General features: G+C 67.8%; 27 protein-coding genes and 1 pseudogene. 20 read left to right on the top strand and 8 right to left on the bottom strand.

Going from position 1 to position 24,070, the window contains the following annotated elements; all coding sequences use genetic code 11:
• Positions 1 to 26: 26 nt before the first annotated feature.
• The 3 genes from FHU38_RS20480 to FHU38_RS20490 all read left to right on the top strand — a co-directional run bounded on the left by FHU38_RS20480 (position 27) and on the right by FHU38_RS20490 (position 2,439).
• Complete coding sequence (locus tag FHU38_RS20480; RefSeq protein WP_167173828.1) at positions 27 to 947, top strand: ribonuclease Z; 921 nt, start codon at positions 27 to 29, stop codon at positions 945 to 947.
• A 66-nt stretch (positions 948 to 1,013) separates the two neighbouring features.
• Positions 1,014 to 1,280 carry a WhiB family transcriptional regulator gene (locus FHU38_RS20485; protein ID WP_167173831.1) on the top strand — a complete coding sequence of 89 codons (267 nt, stop codon included), beginning with the start codon at positions 1,014 to 1,016 and terminating at the stop codon, positions 1,278 to 1,280.
• 421 nt (positions 1,281 to 1,701) lie between these two features.
• The gene (locus FHU38_RS20490) at positions 1,702 to 2,439 is read left to right on the top strand and encodes a class I SAM-dependent methyltransferase (protein WP_167173833.1); all 738 of its coding nucleotides are present in this window, start codon (positions 1,702 to 1,704) and stop codon (positions 2,437 to 2,439) included.
• A gap of 137 nt (positions 2,440 to 2,576) precedes the next feature.
• Here the strand turns inward: FHU38_RS20490 and FHU38_RS20495 are convergent, their stop codons facing one another.
• Complete coding sequence (locus FHU38_RS20495; protein ID WP_167173835.1) at positions 2,577 to 3,836, bottom strand: hypothetical protein; 1,260 nt, start codon at positions 3,834 to 3,836, stop codon at positions 2,577 to 2,579.
• Between the two features lie 151 nt (positions 3,837 to 3,987).
• On the bottom strand, positions 3,988 to 4,398 hold the full coding sequence (locus FHU38_RS20500; protein WP_167173836.1) for an arsenate reductase ArsC: 411 nt from the start codon (positions 4,396 to 4,398) through the stop codon (positions 3,988 to 3,990).
• A 79-nt stretch (positions 4,399 to 4,477) separates the two neighbouring features.
• On the opposite strand from FHU38_RS20500, the gene FHU38_RS20505 reads away from it, so the two are divergent.
• The 12 genes from FHU38_RS20505 (at position 4,478) to hypB (ending at position 12,850) form a co-directional block, all read left to right on the top strand.
• The gene (locus FHU38_RS20505; RefSeq protein WP_167173838.1) at positions 4,478 to 4,795 is read left to right on the top strand and encodes an ArsR/SmtB family transcription factor; all 318 of its coding nucleotides are present in this window, start codon (positions 4,478 to 4,480) and stop codon (positions 4,793 to 4,795) included.
• Positions 4,792 to 5,865 carry an ACR3 family arsenite efflux transporter gene (gene arsB, locus FHU38_RS20510; RefSeq protein ID WP_313886843.1) on the top strand — a complete coding sequence of 358 codons (1,074 nt, stop codon included), beginning with the start codon at positions 4,792 to 4,794 and terminating at the stop codon, positions 5,863 to 5,865. Before FHU38_RS20505 ends, arsB begins: the two co-directional genes overlap by 4 nt.
• A 282-nt stretch (positions 5,866 to 6,147) precedes the next feature.
• Complete coding sequence (locus tag FHU38_RS20515; protein WP_167173841.1) at positions 6,148 to 6,768, top strand: D-sedoheptulose-7-phosphate isomerase; 621 nt, start codon at positions 6,148 to 6,150, stop codon at positions 6,766 to 6,768.
• Entirely contained in the window at positions 6,765 to 6,977 is a 213-nt protein-coding gene (locus tag FHU38_RS20520; protein WP_167173844.1) for a HypC/HybG/HupF family hydrogenase formation chaperone, read from the top strand. Before FHU38_RS20515 ends, FHU38_RS20520 begins: the two co-directional genes overlap by 4 nt.
• The gene (locus FHU38_RS20525; protein ID WP_167173847.1) at positions 6,974 to 7,624 is read left to right on the top strand and encodes a D-sedoheptulose-7-phosphate isomerase; all 651 of its coding nucleotides are present in this window, start codon (positions 6,974 to 6,976) and stop codon (positions 7,622 to 7,624) included. Before FHU38_RS20520 ends, FHU38_RS20525 begins: the two co-directional genes overlap by 4 nt.
• Positions 7,624 to 8,838, top strand: a complete 1,215-nt coding sequence (locus tag FHU38_RS20530) for a hypothetical protein (protein ID WP_167173850.1) — start codon at positions 7,624 to 7,626, stop codon at positions 8,836 to 8,838. The genes FHU38_RS20525 and FHU38_RS20530 overlap by 1 nt, the downstream gene beginning before the upstream one ends.
• The gene (locus FHU38_RS20535; RefSeq protein WP_167173853.1) at positions 8,835 to 9,338 is read left to right on the top strand and encodes a hydrogenase maturation protease; all 504 of its coding nucleotides are present in this window, start codon (positions 8,835 to 8,837) and stop codon (positions 9,336 to 9,338) included. The genes FHU38_RS20530 and FHU38_RS20535 overlap by 4 nt, the downstream gene beginning before the upstream one ends.
• Positions 9,316 to 9,588: a HypC/HybG/HupF family hydrogenase formation chaperone gene (locus FHU38_RS20540; protein WP_167173856.1), complete on the top strand. Its 273-nt coding sequence runs from the start codon at positions 9,316 to 9,318 to the stop codon at positions 9,586 to 9,588. Before FHU38_RS20535 ends, FHU38_RS20540 begins: the two co-directional genes overlap by 23 nt.
• Before the next feature lie 10 nt (positions 9,589 to 9,598).
• Positions 9,599 to 10,726 carry a hydrogenase formation protein HypD gene (gene hypD, locus FHU38_RS20545; protein WP_167173859.1) on the top strand — a complete coding sequence of 376 codons (1,128 nt, stop codon included), beginning with the start codon at positions 9,599 to 9,601 and terminating at the stop codon, positions 10,724 to 10,726.
• Complete coding sequence (gene hypE / locus FHU38_RS20550) at positions 10,723 to 11,790, top strand: hydrogenase expression/formation protein HypE (RefSeq protein ID WP_167173862.1); 1,068 nt, start codon at positions 10,723 to 10,725, stop codon at positions 11,788 to 11,790. Before hypD ends, hypE begins: the two co-directional genes overlap by 4 nt.
• A 3-nt stretch (positions 11,791 to 11,793) precedes the next feature.
• Positions 11,794 to 12,147 (top strand): hydrogenase maturation nickel metallochaperone HypA/HybF, encoded by a 354-nt coding sequence (locus FHU38_RS20555; RefSeq protein ID WP_167173865.1) that lies wholly within the window; start codon positions 11,794 to 11,796, stop codon positions 12,145 to 12,147.
• Positions 12,125 to 12,850, top strand: a complete 726-nt coding sequence (gene hypB, locus FHU38_RS20560; RefSeq protein ID WP_167173868.1) for a hydrogenase nickel incorporation protein HypB — start codon at positions 12,125 to 12,127, stop codon at positions 12,848 to 12,850. Before FHU38_RS20555 ends, hypB begins: the two co-directional genes overlap by 23 nt.
• Here hypB and FHU38_RS20565 read toward each other — a convergent pair.
• The 3 genes from FHU38_RS20565 to FHU38_RS20575 form a co-directional block, all read right to left on the bottom strand.
• Positions 12,772 to 13,719: a DMT family transporter gene (locus FHU38_RS20565; RefSeq protein WP_167173871.1), complete on the bottom strand. Its 948-nt coding sequence runs from the start codon at positions 13,717 to 13,719 to the stop codon at positions 12,772 to 12,774. The genes hypB and FHU38_RS20565 overlap by 79 nt on opposite strands.
• Positions 13,695 to 15,983, bottom strand: a complete 2,289-nt coding sequence (hypF, locus tag FHU38_RS20570) for a carbamoyltransferase HypF (RefSeq protein ID WP_167173874.1) — start codon at positions 15,981 to 15,983, stop codon at positions 13,695 to 13,697. The genes FHU38_RS20565 and hypF overlap by 25 nt, the downstream gene beginning before the upstream one ends.
• Before the next feature lie 182 nt (positions 15,984 to 16,165).
• Complete coding sequence (locus tag FHU38_RS20575; protein WP_167173877.1) at positions 16,166 to 17,743, bottom strand: serine/threonine-protein kinase; 1,578 nt, start codon at positions 17,741 to 17,743, stop codon at positions 16,166 to 16,168.
• Between the two features lie 132 nt (positions 17,744 to 17,875).
• On the opposite strand from FHU38_RS20575, the gene FHU38_RS20580 reads away from it, so the two are divergent.
• From FHU38_RS20580 to FHU38_RS20595, 4 genes are all read left to right on the top strand, one after another.
• The gene (locus FHU38_RS20580; RefSeq protein ID WP_243852303.1) at positions 17,876 to 18,259 is read left to right on the top strand and encodes a hypothetical protein; all 384 of its coding nucleotides are present in this window, start codon (positions 17,876 to 17,878) and stop codon (positions 18,257 to 18,259) included.
• Positions 18,260 to 18,621: 362 nt separating this feature from the next.
• Positions 18,622 to 19,074, top strand: a complete 453-nt coding sequence (locus FHU38_RS20585) for an STAS domain-containing protein (RefSeq protein ID WP_167173881.1) — start codon at positions 18,622 to 18,624, stop codon at positions 19,072 to 19,074.
• 135 nt (positions 19,075 to 19,209) lie between these two features.
• On the top strand, positions 19,210 to 19,941 hold the full coding sequence (locus tag FHU38_RS20590) for a GAF and ANTAR domain-containing protein (RefSeq protein WP_167173884.1): 732 nt from the start codon (positions 19,210 to 19,212) through the stop codon (positions 19,939 to 19,941).
• Entirely contained in the window at positions 19,938 to 20,708 is a 771-nt protein-coding gene (locus FHU38_RS20595) for a GAF and ANTAR domain-containing protein (protein WP_167173887.1), read from the top strand. Before FHU38_RS20590 ends, FHU38_RS20595 begins: the two co-directional genes overlap by 4 nt.
• Before the next feature lie 12 nt (positions 20,709 to 20,720).
• On the opposite strand, the gene FHU38_RS20600 is transcribed toward FHU38_RS20595, so the two are convergent.
• Both FHU38_RS20600 and FHU38_RS20605 read right to left on the bottom strand, forming a co-directional pair.
• Positions 20,721 to 20,987: a DUF2277 domain-containing protein gene (locus FHU38_RS20600; protein WP_167173890.1), complete on the bottom strand. Its 267-nt coding sequence runs from the start codon at positions 20,985 to 20,987 to the stop codon at positions 20,721 to 20,723.
• Between the two features lie 52 nt (positions 20,988 to 21,039).
• Entirely contained in the window at positions 21,040 to 22,257 is a 1,218-nt protein-coding gene (locus FHU38_RS20605) for a cytochrome P450 family protein (RefSeq protein WP_167173893.1), read from the bottom strand.
• A gap of 144 nt (positions 22,258 to 22,401) precedes the next feature.
• On the opposite strand from FHU38_RS20605, the pseudogene FHU38_RS20610 reads away from it, so the two are divergent.
• A pseudogene (locus tag FHU38_RS20610) lies at positions 22,402 to 22,757 on the top strand (LLM class flavin-dependent oxidoreductase); the annotation flags it as partial.
• Here FHU38_RS20610 and FHU38_RS20615 read toward each other — a convergent pair.
• The gene (locus FHU38_RS20615) at positions 22,754 to 23,968 is read right to left on the bottom strand and encodes an oxygenase MpaB family protein (RefSeq protein ID WP_167173896.1); all 1,215 of its coding nucleotides are present in this window, start codon (positions 23,966 to 23,968) and stop codon (positions 22,754 to 22,756) included. The pseudogene FHU38_RS20610 and the gene FHU38_RS20615 sit on opposite strands and share 4 nt — an antisense overlap.
• Positions 23,969 to 24,070 lie beyond the last annotated feature (102 nt).

Raw genomic sequence — 24,070 nt, forward strand, 5'->3', positions numbered from 1 at the left:
CCCGGTGCGGACCTAGAGTCGGCGACGTGTCGATCCGAGAACTTCTCGTGCTGGGTACCGGCAGCCAGGTCCCCAGCAGAGCCCGAAACCACAACGGGTATCTGCTGCGCTGGGACGCCGAGGGCTTTCTTTTCGATCCCGGCGAGGGCACCCAGCGCCAGCTGGCCTTCGCCGGGTCCTCGGTGAGTGCCATCACGCGGATCTGCATCACGCATTTCCACGGTGACCACTGCCTTGGGCTGCCCGGCATCGTGCAGCGGCTCTCGCTGGACCAGGTCGCACGGGTACACGCGCACTTCCCTGCATCGGGAACCGAGTTCTTCGAACGGCTTCGGCACGCCAGCGTGTTTCACGAGACCACCGAGATGATCCAGGAGCCGGTGCACGCAGACGGCGTCCTCGCCACAGGTGCGTTCGGCAAGCTGGAAGCACGCAGGCTTGATCACAAAGTGGAGGCGTTCGGTTACCGCCTGGTGGAGCCGGACAGCCACAACATGGTGCCCGCACTGCTCGAGCGCCACGGCATCAGCGGACCCGAGGTGGGAAGGCTCGGCCGGGACGGCAGCGTCCGGATCGGAGAGAAGACGGTGGCCCTTTCGGAGGTCAGTGCCGTGCGCAGGGGGCAGAAGGCCGCGTTCGTGATGGACACCCGGCTGTGCGACGCGGTGTTCGCTCTCGCGGAGGACGCCGATCTGCTGGTGATCGAGTCGACCTTTCTGGAGCATGACGCGAACCTGGCGCGCGAGTACGGCCACCTGACGGCGAAACAGGCCGCCCGGGTCGCGGCAGAGAGCGGCGTGCGCAGGCTGGTGCTGACGCACTTCTCGCAGCGCTACGAGGACCCGACCCTGTTTCGTGACGAGGCGGCCGAAGTATTCGGTGGCGACGTGGTTGCCGCGCGTGATCTGATGAGGATCGCGGTTCCAAAACACACCCGGCCGGAATAGCCCTGGCCGGACGCGCGTTGATTTTTCGGTTACCTGATCTGGTTGCGAGGAAGGAGGCGGCACGCCTTGGACAAGTATGACTGGCGGCACCGTGCCGCCTGCCGTGACGAGGACCCGGAACTGTTCTTTCCGGTATCCGATGTAGGACCAGGGGCGGTGCAGACAGAACGTGCCAAGGCGGTGTGCGCAAGCTGCCCCGTTCGCGCCCGCTGCCTGGAATACGCGCTGGAGAACGGCCTCGACTACGGCATCTTCGGCGGTATGACAGAGCGTGAGCGCCGAGAACTCACGCGCGAGCACCGGCGACGGGCGGGCGACCCGAAAGCGGCCTGAGAAATTCACGTCGCCGTCGCCGGGAACATCGGCGACAACGTCGGTGTTGAACTGAATGGCGATACGCACCTTGTCCCCCGGGCCGCATCCCTTTTCGCCTTCGCGGAATACCGTTCGGCTGGAACCGCGTCGAGCCTTTCGCCGAGAGGCGACAGTGCGTATCGGCCACCGATGAGGGGCTCCGCCGACCACGGTCCGCGGAGCCCCTCGTCATGTTTGTCGACCGGGTAGTCCCCACGCAGGGCCCCTCTCGCCAGCACCGGGTGGTGCCGGGTAGGGTGCCCGGCGATTCGATTACAGCTATGCAACGACGCGACAACACATGTGAATCGCCCTGTCCGCTGGGGCCGGTGTTGCCGATGCCGAACGGTCTCGTCACTCCTGCCCACGGCGCACGGGAACGACAGCAACGGGAGACGGCGTGACCGACGTGCAGCACGACGACCAGGGCCAGGGCGCGTTCAACGCGGCTACCGGCCGCAGCCTCGAAAGCGACCACGGCAAGCCGCGCTACCTGGAGTACCAGCGCGAACTCATCCGCCCGTACTGCGGCCGATCGGTACTGGAAGTGGGCGCCGGACTCGGTGAGTTCGCCGGCGGCTTCACCGACAGGGAACGCTACGTGGTCACCGATGTGGACCCGGAAGCCGTGCAGAGCATGAAATCCCGGTTCGCCGATCGTCCCGAGGTCGAGGTGCAACAGTTCGACATCGACGGTCAGACGACACTGACACCGCCTGTGGAGACGTTGCTGGCCATCAACGTGCTCGAACACATCGAGGACGACGCGGGCGCGCTTCGGGGTCTTTCCCGCTCGTTGACGGCGGGTGGCAACATAATCCTGTTCGTGCCCGGCTACCAGCAGCTCTACGGGGAGTTCGACCGGATCGTCGGGCACTTCCGCCGCTACAGCCCGAACACGGTCAGCGACGCGGTGAGCCGAGCGGGCCTTGAGGTGGTCGTTGCTCGCCCTGTGAACTTCCTCGGTGCCTTCGCCTGGTGGGCGGCGGTGCGCAAGGGTGGCGCCAGCGCGCCCAACCGCAAGCTGGTTTCGGTGTACGACCGCATGGTGGTCCCGGTGACCAAACGCATCGAGAAGCTGGTCCGAGTGCCGTTCGGGCAGTCGATCCTCTGCGTGGCGCGCAAGCCGGAAAACTGAGCGGTCGCGGACGCGACCCCGGTCGCGCCGGGGGCATCCGTCGAGAAGTCAGCACGGTATGTCGCAGCGCGTGGGCATGCGCTGCGACATGCCCGCTCAGGACCTCACCCGGGCAGCACTGCCGAAACCGCCACAGCTCACTCGGCGTGCGGGTAGCCGACCATGACTTCGGATTCCTCGTCCCAGAACAGGCCGAAGCCCGCGTAGTCGCTGAAGGGCACCGCGGAGTGCTCGCTCTCGCTGACCTGGCCGGTGGAAAGATTGACGGCCACCGGCGTCTCGGCATAGGTGCCGCCGGGAGCGACCCCGAAGGCGACCCCGTCGTCGGTCACCCCGGTGAGATACACGGGCTTGTCCCGATCGGTTTCCTCGAAACAGTGGCCGGTGCCCTGTTGAAGGTCGAAGGCCAGGTAGTCGAAGACGAGATAGCGTCGCTGCGCGGACAGCGACGAGCCACCGGCGTCGGAGCCACCCATGCCGCGCGACGGTTCGCAACCGACCTCGGCCACGATCTTTCCGGTAGCGGAGTCCAGCACCGCCCATGATTCCCGGCCCTTGACCTCGTCGTACCAGTTGGCGACCAGGAGATCCTCCTCGACCGCAGCGACGAAGACCTCGCCATTTCCACTTGGGGTGAGGTCACCGCTGTACCAGGCTCGGGGCACCCAGTAGTGCGCGCGTCGGTCCTTTCTCGCGGTCGTCAGCAGCGGCCCCTGAGAAGTCACCGCGACCGCCTCGGTCGTGCTGCAAATGGTGCACGCGCCCTCGGGGGGCTCCAGTTCGCTCAGGTCGTACTCCTTGGTCGCGCCGGTGGCCGGGTCCACCGTGAGCACCACGTCGTCCTTCGCCCCGTCGTCGTACTCCACGAGCAGGCCGGCGCCACCATCGGTGACCACCCGGTTCCCTTCCAGTTCGAGGTGGTGGACGGGTTCGACTCCGTTCCCGGAGCCGCGGGCGGTGAAGATATCGATCGTGGTGATCTCCCGCCCCTTGGTGGTGACGCCCTCGTCGACGACGCCGGACGCGGTCGCGACCAGGTAGTCCCGCCCGTCAACGGCGACCGTCAACGGGTCAGGCGAGTCGGGCCCCTCGATTTTCGAGCTCTTCCAGACAACCTCGCCGCTGGTCACATCCAGCACGGTGAAGCGAAACCGCTCGCCATCGGAGCCGAAGACCGCCACCGCCTTGGAGTGCGGCAGGGGGAGTTGGGTGCCACGCAGATCGGATTCCCATCCCCGCGAGGTGTCGTACAGGTCGGGTACCGAGAGCTGGGTGCGCGGTGCGTCACCGGCCGGTGCGGGCGCCGGGCCCGCGGTGCCCTCGGCGGACCCGTCACCGAACGCGGTATCGGTTCCCCCGCCACAAGCGGCGAGCAGACCAGCGGCCGCTGTTGCCATGACCAGGCGTCCGAACGACCTCACATCGACCCCCGTCGCGAAACGAACCAGCATCCTCGGCAGCGGAGAGTATGTCAGCGCGGCATCCCTCGCGGGAGGAAACGAACAAAGCCGTCGCGCCCCGCCCACCGCGGTTAGCGCCGGCGACCGCTCAGGCCTGCTCGTCGAGCAGTTCGGCGAGCAGTCGGCGGACCCTGCGATCGATCTCGTCCCGGATGGGCCGAACTTCCTCGACGCCGAGTCCCGCCGGGTCGTCGAGCTGCCAATCCAGGTAACGCTTTCCTGGAAAGACCGGGCAGGTGTCACCACAGCCCATCGTGATCACCACGTCCGCCGCCTCGACATCCGCCGTCAACAGCTTCGTGGGCACCTGCGCGGTAATGTCCAGTCCCCACTCCGCCAGCGCGGCGGCAGCGGCCGGGTTGACCTTCTCCGCGGGCTGCGAACCCGCGGACGAAACGGTGACGCGACCCAGTGCGTAGTGCTGTAGCAGCGCGGCGGCCAGCTGCGAACGACCCGCGTTGTGGACGCAGACGAACAGCACCTCGGGACGTTTGCTCACAAGGTTCTCCTTCCGGACCGGCACCGGTCGTGCCCGGCACTGCTCGCATCAGCCTACAGTGATGTATCATCCCTCACTGATGTCAGTCACTAGTGATGTGTTGCCGGCCGAGTTGCTGCGGTTGCTCGCCGATCCGCTGCGCGCGCGCATCGTGGAACTGCTGGCACGGGAGTCGCTGTGCACGTGTCACCTGGTGGAGGAGACCGGCGCCAGCCAGACCAACATCTCCAACCACCTGCGACTGCTTCGCGACGCCGAACTGGTGAGCACCCAGCCGCACGGCCGCTACACCTACTACCGGCTACGCCCGCAGGCGCTGCGCGCGCTCGCCGACCTGCTGGCCGGACTGGCCGACACCGCCGAAGAGCACACACAGCTCAGGAGGTCCTGCCCGTGAGTCAGACCGTGGAGCGAGCCGCGGACACCGAACTCATCCGACGACTGTCCGTCCTGGATCGGTTTCTCCCGGTCTGGATCATCGCGGCGATGGCGGCGGGACTGCTGCTCGGCAGCGCCGTGCCAGGACTACAGGGATTGCTGGACGCGGTGAAGATCGGCCAGGTCTCGCTGCCGATCGCACTCGGGCTGCTGCTGATGATGTACCCGGTGCTGGCGAAGGTTCGCTACGACAAGCTGGACACGGTCACAAGGGACCGGCGCACCCTGCTGCTCTCGCTGGTACTGAACTGGCTGGTGGGCCCGGCCCTGATGTTCGCGCTCGCCTGGCTGCTGCTGCCCGACCTCCCCGAGTACCGTACGGGCCTGATCATCGTGGGGCTGGCGAGGTGCATCGCCATGGTGATCATCTGGAACGACCTCGCCTGCGGCGACCGGGAGGCCGCGGCCGTGCTCGTCGCGCTCAACTCGGTGTTCCAGGTGCTGATGTTCGGGGTGCTCGGCTGGTTCTACCTCGACCTACTGCCCGGCTGGCTCGGTCTGGACACCACGTCCATCAGTGTCTCGCCGTGGGAGATCGCCGCCAGCGTGCTGATCTTTCTCGGCATCCCGCTGGCGGCCGGTTACCTTTCCCGCCGCATCGGCGAGCGCACCAGGGGTCGAGCCTGGTACGAGGAGCGCTTCCTGCCCAAGATCGGCCCCGTCGCGCTGTACGGACTGCTGTTCACGATCGTGGTCCTGTTCGCACTGCAGGGCGAGACCATCACGGCGAGGCCGCTGGACGTCGCGCGGATCGCGCTGCCGCTGCTTGCCTACTTCGCCATCATGTGGGCGGGTTCCTACGCCGCGGGCAAGGCGGCGGGGCTGAGCTACCCGCGCACCACGACGCTGGCCTTCACCGCGGCGGGCAACAACTTCGAACTCGCCATCGCCGTCGCCATCGGCGTCTTCGGCGTCACCTCCGGACAGGCGCTCGCCGGTGTGGTCGGTCCCCTCATCGAGGTTCCCGTACTCGTCGCCCTTGTGTATGTCAGCCTGTGGCTTCGCAGGCGCTGGGCGGCGAAGCCGTAGCCGCGAGTACCCGTGCCGTCCCCGCGCCCGCGAAATCGCGTGCGCGGGGGCGGCTTTTCTTTTCCGCTTATCGGGTGTTCCCCGACCGGTGCACGATTCGGTTTGAATGGCCCGAGTATCGGGTATGGACGGCCGTTTTTCCTGATATAGCTGAATGATCGCGCGATTGTCCGAGTTGTGGGGACTATCACCGCGTCGTAGCGTGAGGTTTCGCGGCCGTCGGGTGTGAACGGTTGGCGACGTCAGCGACTTGACGACATTCAAGGAAACGGCGGACCTCAATTGTCTGATCGGCAATTCTTCGAGCAGCGGGCGGACACCGCCCTTGAACGTAGACAGGCACCGCTGGAGGCCTTGCTCGACGAGGCCGAGCACCTCGCCAGGGCCTGCCACGCGATGGCGGAGCGGTTCCACGCGGGCGGCAAACTGATCGTCTTCGGCAACGGCGGTGGCTCTACCGACGCACAGCACGTCTCGGTCGAGTTCGTCCATCCGGTGATCGTCGGCAAGCGTGCGCTGCCTGCGATCTCGCTGACCGCGGACGTCGCGACGATGACCGGGGTCGCCGCGAAGGTCGGCTTCGCCGAGGTGTTCGCCCACCAGCTCCGACAGCTCGCCACAGGCCATGACATCGCACTGGGACTTTCCGTCGACGGCCGCTGCGACAACGTGCTGCGTGGCCTGGAGCAGGCTCGCGAGCTCGGTCTGCTGACCGTCGCGCTGGTCGGCGGCGACGGCGGCCCCATCGCGCGGCGAAACGTCGCCGGCCACCTGCTGCGGGCTGCCTCCGACGACCCCCGCGTGGTCAAGGAGGTGCACGTGACGATGTACCACGTCCTGTGGGAGCTGGTGCACGTGTTCTTCGAGCATCCGGGTGTGCTGACCCCAGAGGTGGTGTCGTGAAGGAACCCACCGCGCACTGCTCGACGGACACCTGCGTGACGTGCTCCGACGAGGCCGTCGTGGTGCGGGTCGAACGGTTGCTGCCGGGCGGCCTCGCGATCGTCGACACCGGGCACGGACGCGAGGAGGTCAGTGTCGCGCTCGTGGACGTCAGCGAGGGAGACGAAGTGCTGGTCCACGCGAAGGAAGCCATCGGAGTACCGCGATGACCGACATGATGCGATCCCTCTACCCGTTCCTCTACTCCGGCGACGAAGCCGGCGGGGATGTCGACGCGGTACTCGCCGAGGTGAGGCAATCCACAGTAGACAAGGTCCGCGAGATCATGCGGCTGCGCGCCGAAGTGCGCCGCACGCAGGGCGCGCTGCTGGCCGAGTGCGGCGCGGCGATGGCCGACAGGTTCGCGGGCGGCGGGAGGCTGTTCTCCTTCGGCAACGGCGGGAGTTCCACCGACGCCCAGGACATCGCCACCCAGTTCATGAATCCGCCAGACGGCACCGCCGCACTGCCCGCGTTCGCGCTGACCACCGACATCGCCGTGGTGACCGCGCTGAGCAACGACGTGGGCTTCGACGTGGTGTTCTCCCGCCAGCTCGCCGCGTTCGGCAGGGAAACCGACATCGCGGTCGGGCTTTCCACAAGCGGCAACTCCAGCAACCTGCTCGCCGCCTTCGACGAGGCTCGCCGGGTGGGCATGCTGACCATCGGGATCAGCGGCAACACTGGCGGCAGGATGGCCCAACTCCACTCCATCGACTACCTGTTCACCGTGCCGTCCTCCTCCGTGCACCGCGTCCAGGAGGCGCAGACCACCATCTACCACGTACTCGCCGAGCTGGCGGCCGAGGGAAACTGATGGGCACGCAGCGGGAACCGCTCGAGCACGCCCGCGCCGTGGCCGACGCCGTGCTTTACGAGGCGTACGTGCTGCACCCCGGCCACAACCCCGCCCCGAGAAACCAGGTGCGCTGGCAGTGCGGCGTGCTCGTGCCGCCGTCCTACGCGGCCAGGGGCACCGCGGAGCCGACCTGCTGCCGCACCGAATGCCTCGCGGAGGTGGCCGCGGGTACCCGGCTCAGCCTCCACGTGCGGTTTCTGCAGGCACAGCGGCGCACCGTCGAGGCGGGTGGGCCCGGCGACTACCACGAGGTGGACTCGCTTCGGGTGGCGGGCGAGGAGTTGCCTGCCATGGACGAGGCCGTGCGCAACGAGCACCAGGTGACGCTGGCGCTGGACGACCTGTTCGACGGCACCCAAGTCGTACCCATCACCATCCGCGGCGGTGAGCGCACCAGTGTCGTGCCCGGTGGCCGCGTCGTACGACGCAAGCAACCACTGAACGCCGAGCTGCGCTGCCAGGCCGAGGCGTTCCCGGGGTTGGTGCGGCTGCGGGTGGTGCTGGCCAACACCTCTCCGGTGGACTGCTCGCAACACCGCAGGTTCGAAGCGCTGCGCCATTCGCTCGTCGCCGCCCACATCGTGCTTTCCCTGGACGGTGGCGGGTTCCTTTCCACCGACCGACCACCGCGGTGGGCCGCCGAGTACGCGGACGGTTGCGTCAACGAGCACACCTGGCCGGTGCTGGTCGGCGAGCCGGGTCGCCGCGACACCATGCTCTCCGCCCCGATCGCGCTGGCCGACTACCCCGACCCGACCCGCGGCAACCTGGCCGGTTCTTTCGGGGCTCACCAGAGCGCTCCGTTGGCGGACCTGCCGAAGGCCACCTGCCGCACGCACCAACGGCCCTCGGCGCGAAACCCGGGTGATGAGGTCGCCGACCTGCCACAACAGCGAAACGAGAGCGTCAGCGACACCGTCGTCGTCGGCGGTGTGGAGGTCGGCGAGGGCAGCAGAGTGGTGCTTCGGCCCGCTCCCGGCGGCGACGCGCAGGACATGTTCGTGGCGGGACGCACGGCAACCGTGCGGGCGCTGCGGCAGGACGTGGACGGCACCTGGTTCCTCGCCGTGACCGTGGACGGTGACCCGGCGACCGAACTGCTTGCCCAGGACGAGCGCTACCGCTACTTCACCACCGCCGAGGTGGAGCCACTGGTCGAGGAGCCGCGATGAGCGAGCGAGTGCTCATCGCGGGCATCGGCAACGTGTTCTTCGGTGACGACGGTTTCGGCGTGGAAGTGGCTACCCGGCTGGCCGAACAGCGGCTGCCACCCGGTGTGGTCGCCGCCGACTTCGGTATCAGCGGGCTGCACCTGGCCTACGAGATGCTCGGCGGCGAGCACGAACTGACCATCCTGGTCGACGCGGCACCGCGGGGTGGTACGCCGGGAACGCTGTACCTGATCGAGCCGGACCCGAACGAGTGCGCCGATGCGGCACCTGGTGGGGTCGATGCCCACGGCATGGCTCCGGCGACGGTGCTGGGGCTGCTGCGCAGGCTCGGCGGCACTCCCGGCCGCGTGCTCGTGCTCGGTTGCGAACCCGCGAGCGTCACCGAGGGCATCGGGCTGAGCGAACCCGTCTCCGCGGCGGTGGACGAAGCGGTGATCCGCGTGCTCGAACTCGCCACCGCAGGAAGGAGTGAAAGCGATGTGCCTCGGCATTCCCGGTGAGGTGGTGGAGGTCCTGCCGGATCGCCCTGAGTTGGCCAGGGTGAAGGTCAGCGGGGTCCGCCGCGCGATCAACGTCGGCCTGCTGGAGAACGATCCGCCACGGCCGGGTGACTGGGTACTGATCCACGTCGGCTTCGCGCTTTCGAAGATCGACGAGGAGGAGGCGAGGGCGGTGCTGCGGTTCCTGGAGGAGATCGGGCAGGCATACACCGACGAGGTGGACGCGCTCAGGCAATCGATGATCGAGTAGGGGCGGAAGCATGCGCTTTGTCGACGAGTTCCGCGACGCGGGCACCGCGAAGGCACTGGCGGCGAAGATCGCCTGGCTGTGTGAGCCGGGGCGGGAGTACAAGTTCATGGAGGTGTGCGGGGGCCACACGCACACCATCTACAAGCACGGTCTTGAGGACTACCTGCCGGAGCAGATCTCGCTCGTGCACGGGCCGGGCTGCCCGGTGTGCGTGATCCCGATGGGCAGGGTGGACGACGCGATTCACATCGCGAGCCAGCCTGACGTGATCATGACGTCGTTCGGCGACATGATGCGGGTGCCCGGCGGCGAAGGGAACTTCTTCGACTCCAACTCCGAAGGCACCAACATCCGGATGGTGTACTCGCCGCTGGACTCGTTGAAGATCGCCAAGCAGAACCCGGACAAGCACGTGGTCTTCATGGCCATCGGGTTCGAGACCACCGCCCCCTCCACCGCGATGACGCTGTTGCGGGCCAGAGAGGAGGGCGTGGAGAACTTCTCCGTCTTCTGCAACCACGTCACGATCATCCCGGCGATCAAGGCGATCCTGGACTCCCCCGACCTGCGACTCGACGGTTTCCTCGGCCCAGGCCACGTGTCCACTGTGATCGGCTGCCGCCCGTACGAGTTCATTCCCGGCGAACACGGCAAACCCATCGTCGTGGCGGGATTCGAGCCGCTGGACATCCTGCAGTCGGTCTACCAGCTGCTGAAGCAGTTGCGGGAGGGCCGGCACGAGGTCGAGAACCAGTACTCGCGTGTGGTGCCATGGGACGGCAACCCGGTGGCGTTGCGTGTCATCGCACGGACCATGCGGCTGCGCCCCTACTTCGAATGGCGAGGGCTGGGATTCATCTCGCACTCGGCGATGAAGCTGAGCGAGGAGTTCGCCGAGTTCGACGCGGAACGGATCTTCTCCATGCCGGGTGTCAGGGTGGCCGACCCGAAGTCCTGCCAGTGCGGCGAAGTACTGAAGGGCGTGCTCAAACCGTGGGAGTGCAAGGTGTTCGGCACAGCCTGCACCCCGGAGACACCCATCGGCACCTGCATGGTCTCGCCCGAGGGCGCCTGCGCGGCCTACTACAACTACGGCCGCTTCACCCGGCAGCGCATCAGGGAGGCGAGCACGGCATGAGGACCGAACGCGACGTTCTCGAGCGGATCGAGCGGGCGCGCCGTCGCGGCCCCAAACTGCGGGAGAACCGGATCACCGCCGCGCACGGCGCGGGAGGCAAGGCCACCCAGACGCTGATCGAGGCCGTGTTCCTCGACGCGTTCCGCAACGAGTCGCTCGAGCCGCTCGGCGACGCCGCACTGCTGCCGCTTGGCACTGAACGCCTCGCGATGACCACGGACTCGTTCGTGGTGTCCCCGCTGTTCTTCCCCGGGGGCGACATCGGTGACCTCGCCGTGAACGGCACCGTCAACGACCTCGCGGTCGCGGGCGCGTCACCCGCCTACCTGTCCTGTGGCTTCATCCTCGAAGAAGGGTTCGAGGTGAGCGATTTGCGCCGCATCGTGGAGTCGATGACGCGGGCAGCGAAGCGGGCCGGCGTGACGCTGGTGACCGGTGACACCAAAGTGGTCGGCAAGGGCAGCGGCGACGGCTGCTACCTCAACACCACCGGTATCGGCACACTGCCCGACGGACCGGAACTGGGGGTGCACAAGGCCCGTCCTGGCGACGCCGTGCTGGTCTCCGGCCCGATCGGCGAGCATGGTGTGACGATCATGCTCGCTCGCGGCGAGTTGGACATCGAGGCGGAACTGGAGTCCGACACCGCCGCGCTGAACGGCCTGTGCGCCCGGCTGCGTGCGGTGCCAGGGCTGCGGGCGATGCGAGACGCCACCAGGGGCGGCGTGGCGACCGTGCTGAACGAGGTGGCCAGGGCGGCGGACGTCTCGGTGGTCGTCGAGGAGAACCAGGTCCCGGTGCGCGACGAGGTACGGGGCGCGTGCGAACTGCTCGGTATCGATCCGCTCTATGTGGCGTGCGAGGGCCGGTTCGTCGCGATCGTGGACGGCGCTCACGCCGAGCAGGCCGTGGAAACACTGCGCGCGGACCCGCTCGGCGAGCAGGCCGCCGTGATCGGCACGGTCGGCGAGGACCCGCCCGGCACCGTGCTACTGAACACGACATTCGGCGGGACGCGTATCGCTGACCTGCTCGTGGGTGATCCCCTGCCTCGGATCTGCTGACCCATGCACGAACTCTCGATCGCCAAGAGCATGGTCGACGCGGTGCTGGAGCAGACGGCGCCCGACCGGGTGGTGGCCGTGCACCTGGAACTCGGCAAGCTCTCCGGCGTGGAAGTGGACGCCATCGACTTCTGCTTCGACGTCGTCACCCGTGGCACCCGGTTGGAGGGCGCGCGGCTGTCGATCGAGCAGCCCGCAGGGCAGGGCCGCTGCCGTCGCTGCGGCGCCGAGTTCGCCGTCACCTCGCTGCTCAGCGAGTGCGCGTGCGGCAGCCTCGACATCGAGCTGTCGTCGGGAGACCAGGTACGGATTCGACACGTGGAGGTGAAGCGCGATGTGCGGGACCTGCGGGTGTGACGAGCAATCCGGCACGCGGACACTGGAGTTGGAGCGCGACGTGCTGGCGAAGAACGACGCCATCGCCGAGCACAACCGGCTCAAGCTGAACGCGCTGGACGCGGTCGCGATCAACCTGATGAGCTCGCCGGGCTCCGGCAAGACCACCCTGCTGGAAGCGACCATAACGGCGGTTGACGGGCGATCGCCGGTCGCGGTGGTGGAAGGCGACCAGGCCGCCTCGCTCGACGCGGACCGGCTACGCGCCCTCGGTTGCCGGACGGTGCAGCTGAACACCGGTTCTGGTTGCCACCTCGACGCCGAGATGCTGGACCGCGCGCTCGCCGAGCTGGACCTGGAACCGGGCACGCTGGTGTTCGTCGAGAACGTCGGCAACCTCGTATGTCCGGCGCTGTTCGACCTCGGGGAGCAGCGAAGGGTGGTGCTCGCCGCCACCACCGAGGGGGAGGACAAACCGCTGAAGTACCCGCACATGTTCCGGGCCGCCGATCTGGTGCTGTTGACCAAGACGGACCTGCTGCCGCACCTGGACTTCGACGAAGGGCACTTCGCGTCGCACCTGAACCGGATCAACCCCCGCGCCCGGCTACTGCACATCTGCGCCCCGCGCGGCGACGGCATGGATCAGTGGCTGGACTGGCTGCGGTCGGCACGCTCACTGCCGTCCGGCTCGGCTTCCGCCGCCCCGTCGGCCTCCTCCTGAGCGCCCTTGCGGCCGCGCAACAGCGGCGAGCGCACCAGCAACATCGTGCAGGCGGCGAGCAGCGCGGCAGCGAACAGCTGCGCGGCGATCCACCCACCGCCCCTCACCTGCTCTCCGAACACGGCCACGCCCCAGGTGATACCCACCAGCGGGTTGGCGAGCGTCAGCCCTGGCTGCGAGGCCACGAGGCTGCCCGCACGCAGTGTGTTCTGCAGCAGGAAGAAACCCACCGGCCCGGCGACCACAACGGCGTAGGTCTGCCAGGTGGTGAGCACGGCACCGAGCCCACCGGCGAAAGCGGGCGTGACCCCGGCGATCAGCGCGGCGAGGAACCCGAAGTAGGTGCCGGAAGCCACGCCGAAATAGGCGGCACGGTGGGCGTAACGATTGCGGTAACCCAGCGCGAGCAACGCGCCGATCACGACCAGTGTGACCGCGCAGCCCAGTGCCCAGACCTCGCCGGGCACGTCCCTGGAGTCACCCATGCTCGGGCTGAGAGCGACCAGCAGCAACGCAAGGCCCGCGCTCATCCCGGACACAGCCGTCCACTCCCGCAGCCTTAGCTTCGCCCGCAGCACCAGGCTCGAAAGGATCAGCGTGAAGCCGAGCTCGGCCACGAGGACGGGCTGCACGAGCGCGAGCGGACCGGTCGCCAGTGCCGCCACCTGTAGCACGAAACCCACGAAGATCGCGGTGACCCCACCGACCCAGGACGGCTTGCGGGCCAGACTCCACAGCATCCGCAACGACATCGAGGCGTCGTCGGGCTCGGTGCGAGCGCCCTTGCGCTGCAATACCGAGGCCAGCGCGTTGGAGCCGGCGGCGAGCACCGCCAGCAGCACCGTCACTGCCAAGGCTGGCAGTCCCATTCCCGCTCGAGCGCACCGAGTACGGCCGCCTGCCCGAAGCTGATGCCACCGTCGTTGCACGGTACGCGGGAATGGGTGAGCACCGTCATGCCTTCGGTGACCAACTCGTCGACCGTACGGTCAAGCAGCAGGGTGTTGCAGAACACCCCGCCGGACAGCGCCACGGTTCGCACGCCGGTCCGGTCGCCCAGCGTCCGGCACACCGACGTGATGGCGTGCGCCAGGGTGTTGTGGAAGCGGGCTGCGACCAGCTCGGTGCCGGTACCCGACAGCAGATCGTCGACCACCGCGCGCACCAGCCGAGCGCCGGAGACGCGCAGCGGCTCACCGTCGCTGATCAGCAACGGGTAGCTGCCCCGCTCGTTCGGATCGGCATGCTGCTCCAGCTCGATCGCGGCCTGACCCTCGTAGTTCACCGTGTCGCGGACGTCGAGGATCGCGGCGACGGCGTCGAACAACCTCCCCACGCTGGACGTCAGCGGCGCGTTGACCCCGGCGCGGGCCATCGAGACCACCTGCCGCCACTGGCGCTGGTTGCGCCGCACCACAGGCAACAACTCCAGCGGCAGATCCCGGTAGGAGTCCAGATAGGAGGCCGCCATCCGCCACGGCTGCCGGATCGCCGCCTGCCCTCCAGGAAGCGGCACCGGCTCCAGGTGGCCCGCACGCTCGAAACCGGCGAGGGTAGCCAGCAGGAACTCGCCTCCCCAGATCGTGCTGTCGGTGCCGTAGCCCGTGCCGTCGAAAGCGACACCGATGGCAGGGCCCGCGAACGAGTTGTCCGCCAGGCAGGCCGCGATGTGTGCGTGGTGGTGTTGCACACCGACCAGTTGGACGTCGGGCAGCTGGGAGGCGTACTTGGTGGAGAGGTAGTCGGGATGCAGGTCGTGTGCGACAGCCGCGGGCTCGATGTCGAACAACCTGCGGAAGTGTTCGATGCCCTCGGTGAACGACTTCAGGGTCTCGTAGTTTTCCAGGTCTCCGATGTGCTGTGAACAGAACACGTAGCTGTCCCTGGCCAGGCAGAAGGTGTTCTTCAGTTCGGCACCGCAGGCCAGCACGGGCCGGGGGAACGCCCAGGGCAGCGAGAGCGGCTCCGGCGCGTAGCCGCGCGAGCGCCGCAACAGCAGTTGCCTGCCTCGCCACGGCCTGACCACGGAATCGTCGGTGCGGACGTGGATCGCCCGGTTGTGGGTGAGGAACGCGTCGGCGATGTCGCCCAGGCGGTCGAACGCGGTTTCATCGTCGAACGCGATCGGCTCGTCGGAGACGTTTCCGCTGGTCAGCACTATCGAGCCGGTGAGCTCGGTGAGCAGGTGGTGTAGCGGCGTGTAGGGCAGCATGAGGCCGAGTTGCCGGTTGTCCGGCGCGACGGCGGCCGCGACACCCTCGGTGTCGTCACGCCGGTCCAGCAACACGATCGGCCTGCGGCGGCTGGTGAGCAGTCGCCGCGCCTCGGCATCGACCTCGCACAGCCGCTGTGCCGCCAGCAACGTCGGCACCATGACCGCGAACGGCTTGTCCTCTCTGTGCTTGCGCTGCCGCAGCGCGGCCGTGGCGGCGTCGCTGTCCGCGGCGGCGGCCAGGTGGTAGCCACCGATTCCCTTCACGGCGAGCACCTGGCCGTCGCGTAGCAGTTGGGCGGCGCGCCGGATGGGATCTCCTGTGAGTTCGGCGCGTCCGGGGTCCACAAGCCGGACCGAAGGCCCGCATCGGGGGCAGCACACCGGCTGGGCGTGGAAACGCCGGTCCCCCGGGTCGTGGTACTCCTCTGCGCATTCGTCGCACATCGAGAAGCCCGCCATCGTGGTGTTGGGCCTGTCGTAGGGCACGTCTCGCACGATCGTGAAGCGCGGGCCGCAGTCGGTGCAGTTCAGGAACGGGTAGCGGTAACGCCGGTCGGTGGGGTCGCGCAGTTCCGCGAGGCAGGCGCCGCAGGTCGCCGAGTCGGACGACACCAATGCGTTGCGTGGTCCGGTGCTGTCGCTGGCGACGATGGTGAAGTCCTCGCCGCCTCGCGGCCGCTCCTCGGTCACGGTCACCCGCTGGATGTCGGCCAGCCGGGGCGCGTCGCGCCGTAACGCGGCCAGGAAGCCCGCGACCGCGCTCTCGGCGCCCTCTGCGTCGATGAAGACGCCGCCTGTGTCATTTCCCACCCGGCCTGCCAGGCCGAACCGGGAGGCCAGCGTGTGCACGAACGGCCGGAAGCCGACGCCCTGCACGACTCCCTCCACGCGGACGGCGACCCGAACCAGCGGCTTCACGATGGATTCAGCGCCACGAACCGGCACCCGTCGGGGTTGCGAAGTCTGCTCCGTACGCGTGACATGTTCCCGGCGGTACCCGCTCCCCGGATCAGGGAAACCCACTGCCCCCGCGAGTCCCCCGCTCCCGCCCGCGAGTCCCCCGCTCCCGCCCGCAGGGGTCGCCGCGGGATCAGCCATGTTCAGCCGTTGGGGTTACGTCCGTGACCGTTTCCGTTGCCCCTGCCTGGCTTGTCGTCGGCTCCACCGTCGCCCGGCGGAGGGGGTGCCTGGCTGCTGGCCTCCAGGGTGTCAGAAGCAGGGTCGGTACCGGAACGGGACGGCTCGACGCGCTTGCTGTCGAGCAGGCTGTCGGTGTCGATCCGCGGCGTGCCGTCGACCTTGACGATGCCGAACTGGTGGTACTCGGTCATCGTCGTACCGTCGCTCAACGCGATCTCGACTCCGACGTGAACAGTGTTCTCGCCGGTCGTCCGGGGCGGCGAGACAACGGTGACCTCGGTGACGTTCGACCAGTAGGAGTCAAACCGCTCACGGCCCTGTGCCTGCATGCGTGGGCTCAGTCGGGCCCACGCACGGTCGGGCTGCTCGGGCAGAGCCGCGTAGTAGTTCGACACCACCTGCAGCGCGTCCTGCTCGGTCAGCGGACGGCTGGTTGCGGAGGTCGGGGTCGTGGGTCGGGGTTGTGCCACGGTGGCAGGCTGTTCAGGTCGGCTGACGACGAACACGACGACACCGGCGACGACGACCAGCGCCCCGGCCGCGTACAGCAGCGCGCGCCGGGACGGCTGCCATTTCCGTCTCGGTGCCGCTGCCATGTCTTCGGTGCGCACCGGCATCGTCTGTGCGGAGGAGGTGGCCAGCGGGTCGGTGGCGGGTTCGTCGGCCGACACTGCGCCTACCTGCGCCTGCCTCGGCAACTCGATCGCGGGGCGACCACCGGTGACCACTGCCTGTGCCGCGGCTTTGACCTGCGCGGCGCCGATCCGCTCCGCCGGATCGACCGCGAGCATCGTCAGCAACAGCGGTTTGAGCGGACCCGCGTGGCGGGGCTCGTCGAACACACCCTCGGCCACGCGGTGCAGCACCGTGAGGGAGTTGTCGTCGTCCTCACCGAACGGTGGCGCGCCTTCCACTGCCGCGTAGAGCGTTGCGCCGAGAGAGAACACGTCGGAGGCGGCAGTGGGAGTACGACCACGCGCGACCTCGGGCGCGAAATAGGCAGGTGTGCCGGGCACGACCCCGGAACGGGTGACGGAGATGTCGCCCGCGGCATGGGAGATCCCGAAGTCGCCGATCTTCACCGTGCCGTCGTCCGCGATCAGGATGTTGCCGGGCTTGACGTCCCTGTGCACGATGCCCGCCGCGTGGGCCTCGGCCAGTGCGGCGGCGACCTGCGCGCCGATGCTCGCGGCCTCCCTCGGGGTGAGTCGCCCGTCCTGGCCCAGGATGTCGGCGAGGCTTCTGGAGGGGAGGTACTCCATGATGAGCAACGGTTGCCCGCCGTCTTCGACGACATCGTGTACCGCGATGGCGTTGGGGTGATACAGCTTCGCCGCGATGCGGCCTTCTCGCATGGCGCGCTGCCGAGCTTCCTCGGAGTCACCGGCATCGAGCTCTGGCTGCTCCCGCAGTTGCTTGACCGCCACCGGTCGCTGCAGGCGCAGGTCAATGGCCTTCCACACGACGCCCATACCGCCGCTGCCCAGCCTGCGGCGCAGCCGATACCGGCCCGCGAGCAGCCTGCCGACCTCGCTCACCCCACACTCCAGCCGTCGTTCACGCGATCAGGGTAAGCCTGCTCACTCGAGCACGGCCGCACCGGCACAGCGACGCAAGCCTCACAAGCGAAGGGTTGTTATTCCCCTACCTACTTGTAACAATTCGCGGCCATGACTTACGACCCCTACCGCCAGCCCGAGCAGTACCAGCCCTATGCCGCGGGGCCGCCGCCGCAGCAGCGAGCCGACTACGAATACGCGGAAAGGCTGCGCAGCGAACGTCGCGCGAACAACATCGCCCACCTCGTGCAGGGAGTGACCGGCCTCATCGTGGCGATCTTCGCGGCCCACGTGCTGTTCGTCGTGCTGGACGCCAACCAGGCCAACGGCTTCGTCGCCACCGTCTACATGTTGGCCAAGACGCTGGTGCTTGGGCTGGGTGACGTGTTCACGCCCGACGACGCCGTCGTGGGCGTGGTGATGAACTACGGCCTTGCGGCGCTCATCTACCTGGTCGTCAGTCAACTGATCTGCAAGGCACTGCGCCGCGACTGAACCGCGTTCGACCGCGATTCAACGCGGCCGGGTCGGATACACCATCGAATCGGGGAGCGAGCCTGGACGTATTGCTGCCCGCGGAAATAGGATAGGAGCGTCTCGATGACGTCGCGCTCGGTGGCGACCGCCGATCAGACATGCCTGTAGATGCCGCCGCTCCAGACCCCGGTGTAGGTCATCTGCGATCCACAGCCCCATCTCGACGGGCACAAGGAGATTGCGATGCCAGTTGCGGGATATGGAACGCTCACAGCTCACATTCGGTGGGCGGGCAGCAGGGCGACAAGTAGGGGGACGATCCAGGGACAGCTCGCCGGTGGCGAGCCTGTCCGCTCGGTATTTGGGGAGGGAGACCAGCGATGGACACCGCGACACAGTCGGCTTCCCCGATCGACACCACGTGGCGGGCCTCGTCGATCGCATCAGACATGACCGCCTGCGAAAGCCCGGCCTCCGGGCTGCGAGTCGACGAGCGGCGTCCCGACCAGGACACTCTCATTCTCGCCGTGCGCGGCGAGCTGGACCTGCTGACCGCGCCCTACCTCGCGGCCAGGATCAGCGCTCGCCTTGACGGCTCACTGAAAGCCGTCATCGTCGATCTGTCTGGTCTCGGCTTCATCGGCGCGGCGGGCATGTCTGTACTCGTGGACAGCCGCGAGCTGGTCGAGCGACACGGTGCGATGCTGCAGGTGATTACAGGCGAGAACAGGTGCGTGGTGCGCGCGCTGAGACTCGCCGGGTTGCACGAACACCTTTCTATCCGCCTGGGCTTCGGTGCCGCGACCGGCATCGAAGACCGGATTCCCACCTAGGCTGATCTCGCCAGGGAGCGCGACTCGCCACTTTGCCACGTGTAGGCTCGAACTTGTCCAGTAACGCACCCGAAACCTGAGCACACCTGGTTGCTCATCTTGTCCCAGCCGCCTCCAGGGACAGGAGAGCCCGACATGACAGATCTCGAGCGACTGAACGCTGTGCTGCGGGCCATCGTCGCCGAGAGTGGCGCCGACGGCCCGCAACGGATCGGCGCGGCATGTCTGGAATACCTACCGGTGAGCGGGGCAGCGATCACTCTGATGACGGGTGGGGGCGCCCACGAGACGGTCTTCGCCAGCGATCTGGTGATGAACCAACTGGACTCGTTGCAGTTCAATCTGGGCGAAGGACCCTGCGTCGAAGCCTTCACGCAGCACAAGCCCGTGCTCGTGACGAATCTCGCGGCGACCGACGGCCGCTGGCCGATGTTCACAAACGCTGTCCGCGACATCCCCATCGGTGGCCTGTACGTCTTTCCGCTGCAACTCGGCGCCATTGCCCTCGGAGTGTTGGATCTCTACCGGACAGAGGCTGGCGAGCTAATCGGTGCGGACCTTACTGGCGCACTGCGGGTAGCGGATGCCGCACTCTGGTCGTTGCTGGGCCTGCGTGTCGGCGAGACACTGGAGACGGCTGCCGGGTGGGGATCAGCGGACTCCGACGGCTGGCTCACGGGCGCTCCGCTCCACCGCACGGAGGTTTACCAGGCCACCGGCATGATCATCGGGCAACTTGGTGTCAGCGCTCAGATGGCGCTGGCGAAGCTGCGTAGCGTCGCTTTCGCACAGAACCGGCTGCTTGACGAGGTTGCCAGGGATGTCGTCGCCCGACGACTGCGATTCGATGACGAGGAGTTGCGATGACGACGCCAGACACCCACGAGACGGCGCTGGCGGAGGCCCTGGTGAGTCTGGCGGACACACTGGTCGACGACTACGATCTCATCGACCTGCTGGACCGCCTGACTGAGTACTGCGTGCGGTTGCTGCCCGTCGATGCGGCCGGACTGGTACTTTCCGACCAGCGTGGCCACCTTCGCGTGGTGTCGTCCTCGACGGAGCAGGCCAGGATGGTGGAACTGTTCCAGTTGGAAGCCAACGAGGGGCCCTGTCTGGAGTCGGTTCGCACCAAGCAGCCGGTGATGGCGCTCGATTTGAACGATGACATCGAGCGGTGGCCGCGATTCGCCGAGCACGCGGTGCGGGAGGGGTTCCGGTCGGTTCACGCGCTGCCGATGCGACTGCGCAACGAGACGATCGGCGCGCTCAATCTCTTCCGCGTCCACCCGGGCCCTATGGCGGACAGTGACGTGCGCATCGGCCGGGCACTCGCCGACATGGCGACCATCGGCATCCTGCACCAGCAGGCGGTGCAGCGTGCGGACGTGCTAGCCGAGCAACTGCAGAGCGCGCTCAACAGCCGAGTGATCATCGAGCAGGCGAAGGGAGTCATCTCGGGCCGAAGCGAACTCGACATGGCGCAGTCCTTCGCCTTGCTGCGCAACCATGCCCGCCACAGCAACCTGCGGCTCGCTGACCTGGCTCTGACCGTGGTCGAGGATGTCAGCGTCGCCGATCAGGTGCTCTCCTCGGCGGCGCAGAGCGGTAGCTCTGGCGACGAGCACGTCTGACGGCGCGCGGTTTCACTCCGCCCCCAGCCGCGCCCTGACCTCGGGGCGGCGAAGCGGCGGCACGGTGGTCGGCGGCTTGCGACGGGTCGGCAACTCGTCCAGCAGACGAGCGGTGATGGCGGCGATCTCGGCGACGGCGGCCTCGAACGGCTCCCTGGTGGCATCGGAGAGGCTCTGCACACCGCTGACCTTCCGGACGTACTGCCGGGCGGCGGCCTCGACCTCCTCCGCCGTCGCGGGAGGTTCAAGGCCGCGGAGCACAGTGATATTCCGGCACATTCCACCAGCGTACAAAGCCACGGGCACCGGCAACCCGAGCCGAAGGCGCGAACTAGCCCAGGCGCACCGGCAGCGTCTGAAGCCCGTGGATGAGCGAACTGTCCCGCCACCGCAGCGTCTCCGGCTCCGCCGCCAGCTCGAGCCCGGGGAACCGCTCCAGCAGCCGACCGATCGCGATCCGCGCCTCCAGCCTGGCCAGCGGTGCGCCCACGCAGAAGTGGATGCCGTGCCCGAAGGCGAGATGCCCGCCGGCCTGCCGTGTCACGTCGAGCCGGTCGGGGTCCGGATATCGCTCGCTATCGCGGTTGGCCGCCAGCAGGGAGATCAGCACGAACTCCTCCGCCGGGATCTCGACCTGCCCCAGCCGCACCGGTTCCGTCGTGAACCGCAGCGTCGCCATGTGAATCGGGCTCTCCAGCCGCAGGAACTCCTCGACCGCGCCGGGCAGCAGGGCTGGGTCGGCCCGCAGGGCTGCGAGCTGGTCCGGCTCCCGCAGCAGCGCCAGCACGCCGTTACCGATGAGGTTGACGGTCGTCTCGTGTCCTGCGACCAGCAGCAGGAACGCCATCGACACCAGTTCCTGCTCCGACAGCGCGTCACCCTCGTCGGTGGCGTGGACGAGCGCAGAGAGCAGGTCGTCGGTCGGCTCGGCACGCTTGCGCGCGATGAGTTCGGCCAGGTATCGCGCCATCTTGCCCGACGCGAACTCGATCTGTTCCGGTGTCGCGGTGTCGAGCAGCGTGCTCGACCACGTCCGGAAGTCCTCGCGTGCGTCGTCCGGCACGCCGAGCAACTCACAGATCACCGTGATCGGCAGCGGGAACGCGAACGCCGACAGCAGGTCGATCTCGGCGCTGCCTGCCATGTCGGCGAGCAGGTTCTCGGTGATCTCCTCGATCCGGGGCCGCAACCGCGCCACGGTCGGTGCCGTGAACGCCTTGTTCACCAGCTTGCGCAGCCGCGTGTGATCCGGCGGGTCCATGTTCAGCATATGCGCGGCAAGTGAGCGTTCGAACGGCCTCGACGTCTCCCCCTGCGTGGTGAGCCTGCGCTGGAAGAGAGCACGGGCCCGCTCGCTGTCCTTGCTCAACCGCTGATCGGCCAGCAGCGTCTTGGCGTCGGCGTACCTGGTCACGAGCCAGGCGGGCAGCCCGCGCGGCATCACCACCTGCCGCACCGGCTGCTCCGTACGCAACAGCCGCGACAGCTCGGGTGCGTTCTGGAAGAAGTCCGAGTCCAGTCGGATCGGTTCCCGCGCAGCCTGGTCCATACCATCGCCCCCAACTCCGGTCTGCCTGCCCCGCCCGCTGAACGCGGACGACCCGTTTCGAGCATGCCCGCCGACGGCCGTGGCCGCCACCGAACCGGTGGCCGTCGCCGCGCTGGGCGTGTCAGGGCAACGGTTGGCCAAGGCCCCAAGCCCGTTCAGCGGCCATATCCGCCGATCCTCGTCGGCGGACGGTCGTCTCCGACACTGCGGGTGGCCGCCCAGCATGCCGACGTGTGGAACATGCCGGGCGGCCGTATCGACGATGCCGTCCGCCGCAGTGCGCTGCTTGACCGCTACTGCACCGAGGTCGGCCCGATCCCGCGGCGGTGACCCGCTCGATGTTCGTCCCGGTCTCCTACGAACGACCCGATGTCACCAGGGAGGCGATCGGCGATGCCATCGACGCCGGCTTCACGCACCTCGTTCTCGGCCTGTCCGCGCCGTTTCCCGTCGGTGTCGCGCGGTGGGTCACCGACGAACTCATCGCGACCGCACGTTAGGCGCCCGGCCGGTTTCCGGTCGGGATCGTGATTGGCGTGGTGGTCGGCGAGGTGCCGTTGTTGAGGAACAGCATCGCGATCGCGCGCACGAACTGGTCGAACATGTAGAACCCTGCGGGCGCGACGGGCAGCAGTCCCTCCCTGAACGCGATGTAGGCGGGCCAGCCGGTGCGGATCGTGGCCGCCGCCGCGTAGTCGCGTCGCAACTCGAGCCAGTCGCCGATCTCGTCACTGAGCACGTAGCGCACGAACTCGTTGAGGAAGCCACGAGTGACGCCCAGATCGAGTTCCGCGGTGAGCCCGAGCAGATCCTCGGCCAGCCGCTTGCCCTCGGTCGTCGGGGCAAGTAGCGGTGTGAGTATCTGCTCCGATTGCGCGCGGGCGTCGGCCCAGGTCTTGGGGATGAACTCCTCACGCACGCCGAGCAGGTGAATGGCGACCTGCCACATGTGCAGGAAGGCTTCCTCGTCCTCGGCCGACATCGGGACGTGCCACTCGATCAGCTTCTTGTGCACGAATGTGCCGAGACTGTGGAAGGTGATCAGGATGTCGCCGTTGCTGATCGGGATGTGCTTGGGCTCGTCCGCGACGGCCGTCCAGCGCGTCGACTGCGGAAGCAGGTGACGTACCGCCGCGTGCACGAGGCGGGTCTTGTTGGCCGTGACCACGAACTGGCCGGAGGGTTCGAACGCGTTCAGATCACTGAGGTCGTAGCCGAAGGTGAACGTCTTGGCCGCGCGGTCCTTCATGTCGGCGCCACCCGCGGACCAGTAAACCGACCTGGCCTCGCGCGGGATCACCGTGCTCATGATGCCGCTGCCGAGCCCGTACAGCATGAACAGGTAGGTGTCCTTGCGCCGGTTGAAGTCGGCGGCGCGGCGCAGCTTGTCATGGTCGGCCCAGGCCGGCAGCCGGTTGACCTGCTGCAGGTAGGTGGCGAGATCGGTCGGCAGGTCGCCGGGCAACGGGTCGCTGTTGTTGACCCACGCCTGCATCGCGGTGTTGACCGCAGGAACCTCGCCTGCCTTGAGAAGCCTCGCCAGCAGTCGATCCACTTCGTCGTCCCAGACCCACCACGGGTCGGCACCCGTACCGGTTCCGGCGATCGAACCGGTCGACGACCATGCCCATGCGGGCGCGGTGCCCGCCACACTCGCGAGACCCAGCGCGGCACCTAGAGACAGAACTCTTCTTCTGTTGAGACTACTCATTTACTTACCTAGCTTCCTCGGTAGGTGTTATACGCCGCTCTACCCAGGTCATTACGAGAGCGGTGCAGGGGAGTTACCACTCGATCTACGAAGAGATTTCTC

This window comes from Saccharomonospora amisosensis (assembly GCF_011761185.1).
Taxonomy (GTDB): domain Bacteria; phylum Actinomycetota; class Actinomycetes; order Mycobacteriales; family Pseudonocardiaceae; genus Saccharomonospora_A; species Saccharomonospora_A amisosensis.

What these genes read in the sequence shown, in the direction of transcription:
- FHU38_RS20495 (WP_167173835.1), bottom strand. Translation starts at nt 3,836, where the DNA reads ATGGCAACAGCGGCCGCTGGTCTGCTCGCCGCTTGTGGCGGGGGAACC.
- FHU38_RS20505 (WP_167173838.1), top strand. Translation starts at nt 4,478, where the DNA reads ATGTCAGTCACTAGTGATGTGTTGCCGGCCGAGTTGCTGCGGTTGCTC.
- FHU38_RS20525 (WP_167173847.1), top strand. Translation starts at nt 6,974, where the DNA reads ATGACCGACATGATGCGATCCCTCTACCCGTTCCTCTACTCCGGCGAC.
- FHU38_RS20530 (WP_167173850.1), top strand. Translation starts at nt 7,624, where the DNA reads ATGGGCACGCAGCGGGAACCGCTCGAGCACGCCCGCGCCGTGGCCGAC.
- FHU38_RS20535 (WP_167173853.1), top strand. Translation starts at nt 8,835, where the DNA reads ATGAGCGAGCGAGTGCTCATCGCGGGCATCGGCAACGTGTTCTTCGGT.
- FHU38_RS20540 (WP_167173856.1), top strand. Translation starts at nt 9,316, where the DNA reads ATGTGCCTCGGCATTCCCGGTGAGGTGGTGGAGGTCCTGCCGGATCGC.
- hypD (WP_167173859.1), top strand. Translation starts at nt 9,599, where the DNA reads ATGCGCTTTGTCGACGAGTTCCGCGACGCGGGCACCGCGAAGGCACTG.
- hypE (WP_167173862.1), top strand. Translation starts at nt 10,723, where the DNA reads ATGAGGACCGAACGCGACGTTCTCGAGCGGATCGAGCGGGCGCGCCGT.
- FHU38_RS20555 (WP_167173865.1), top strand. Translation starts at nt 11,794, where the DNA reads ATGCACGAACTCTCGATCGCCAAGAGCATGGTCGACGCGGTGCTGGAG.
- hypB (WP_167173868.1), top strand. Translation starts at nt 12,125, where the DNA reads ATGTGCGGGACCTGCGGGTGTGACGAGCAATCCGGCACGCGGACACTG.
- FHU38_RS20565 (WP_167173871.1), bottom strand. Translation starts at nt 13,719, where the DNA reads ATGGGACTGCCAGCCTTGGCAGTGACGGTGCTGCTGGCGGTGCTCGCC.
- FHU38_RS20580 (WP_243852303.1), top strand. Translation starts at nt 17,876, where the DNA reads ATGACTTACGACCCCTACCGCCAGCCCGAGCAGTACCAGCCCTATGCC.
- FHU38_RS20585 (WP_167173881.1), top strand. Translation starts at nt 18,622, where the DNA reads ATGGACACCGCGACACAGTCGGCTTCCCCGATCGACACCACGTGGCGG.
- FHU38_RS20590 (WP_167173884.1), top strand. Translation starts at nt 19,210, where the DNA reads ATGACAGATCTCGAGCGACTGAACGCTGTGCTGCGGGCCATCGTCGCC.
- FHU38_RS20595 (WP_167173887.1), top strand. Translation starts at nt 19,938, where the DNA reads ATGACGACGCCAGACACCCACGAGACGGCGCTGGCGGAGGCCCTGGTG.
- FHU38_RS20600 (WP_167173890.1), bottom strand. Translation starts at nt 20,987, where the DNA reads ATGTGCCGGAATATCACTGTGCTCCGCGGCCTTGAACCTCCCGCGACG.
- FHU38_RS20605 (WP_167173893.1), bottom strand. Translation starts at nt 22,257, where the DNA reads ATGGACCAGGCTGCGCGGGAACCGATCCGACTGGACTCGGACTTCTTC.
- FHU38_RS20615 (WP_167173896.1), bottom strand. Translation starts at nt 23,968, where the DNA reads ATGAGTAGTCTCAACAGAAGAAGAGTTCTGTCTCTAGGTGCCGCGCTG.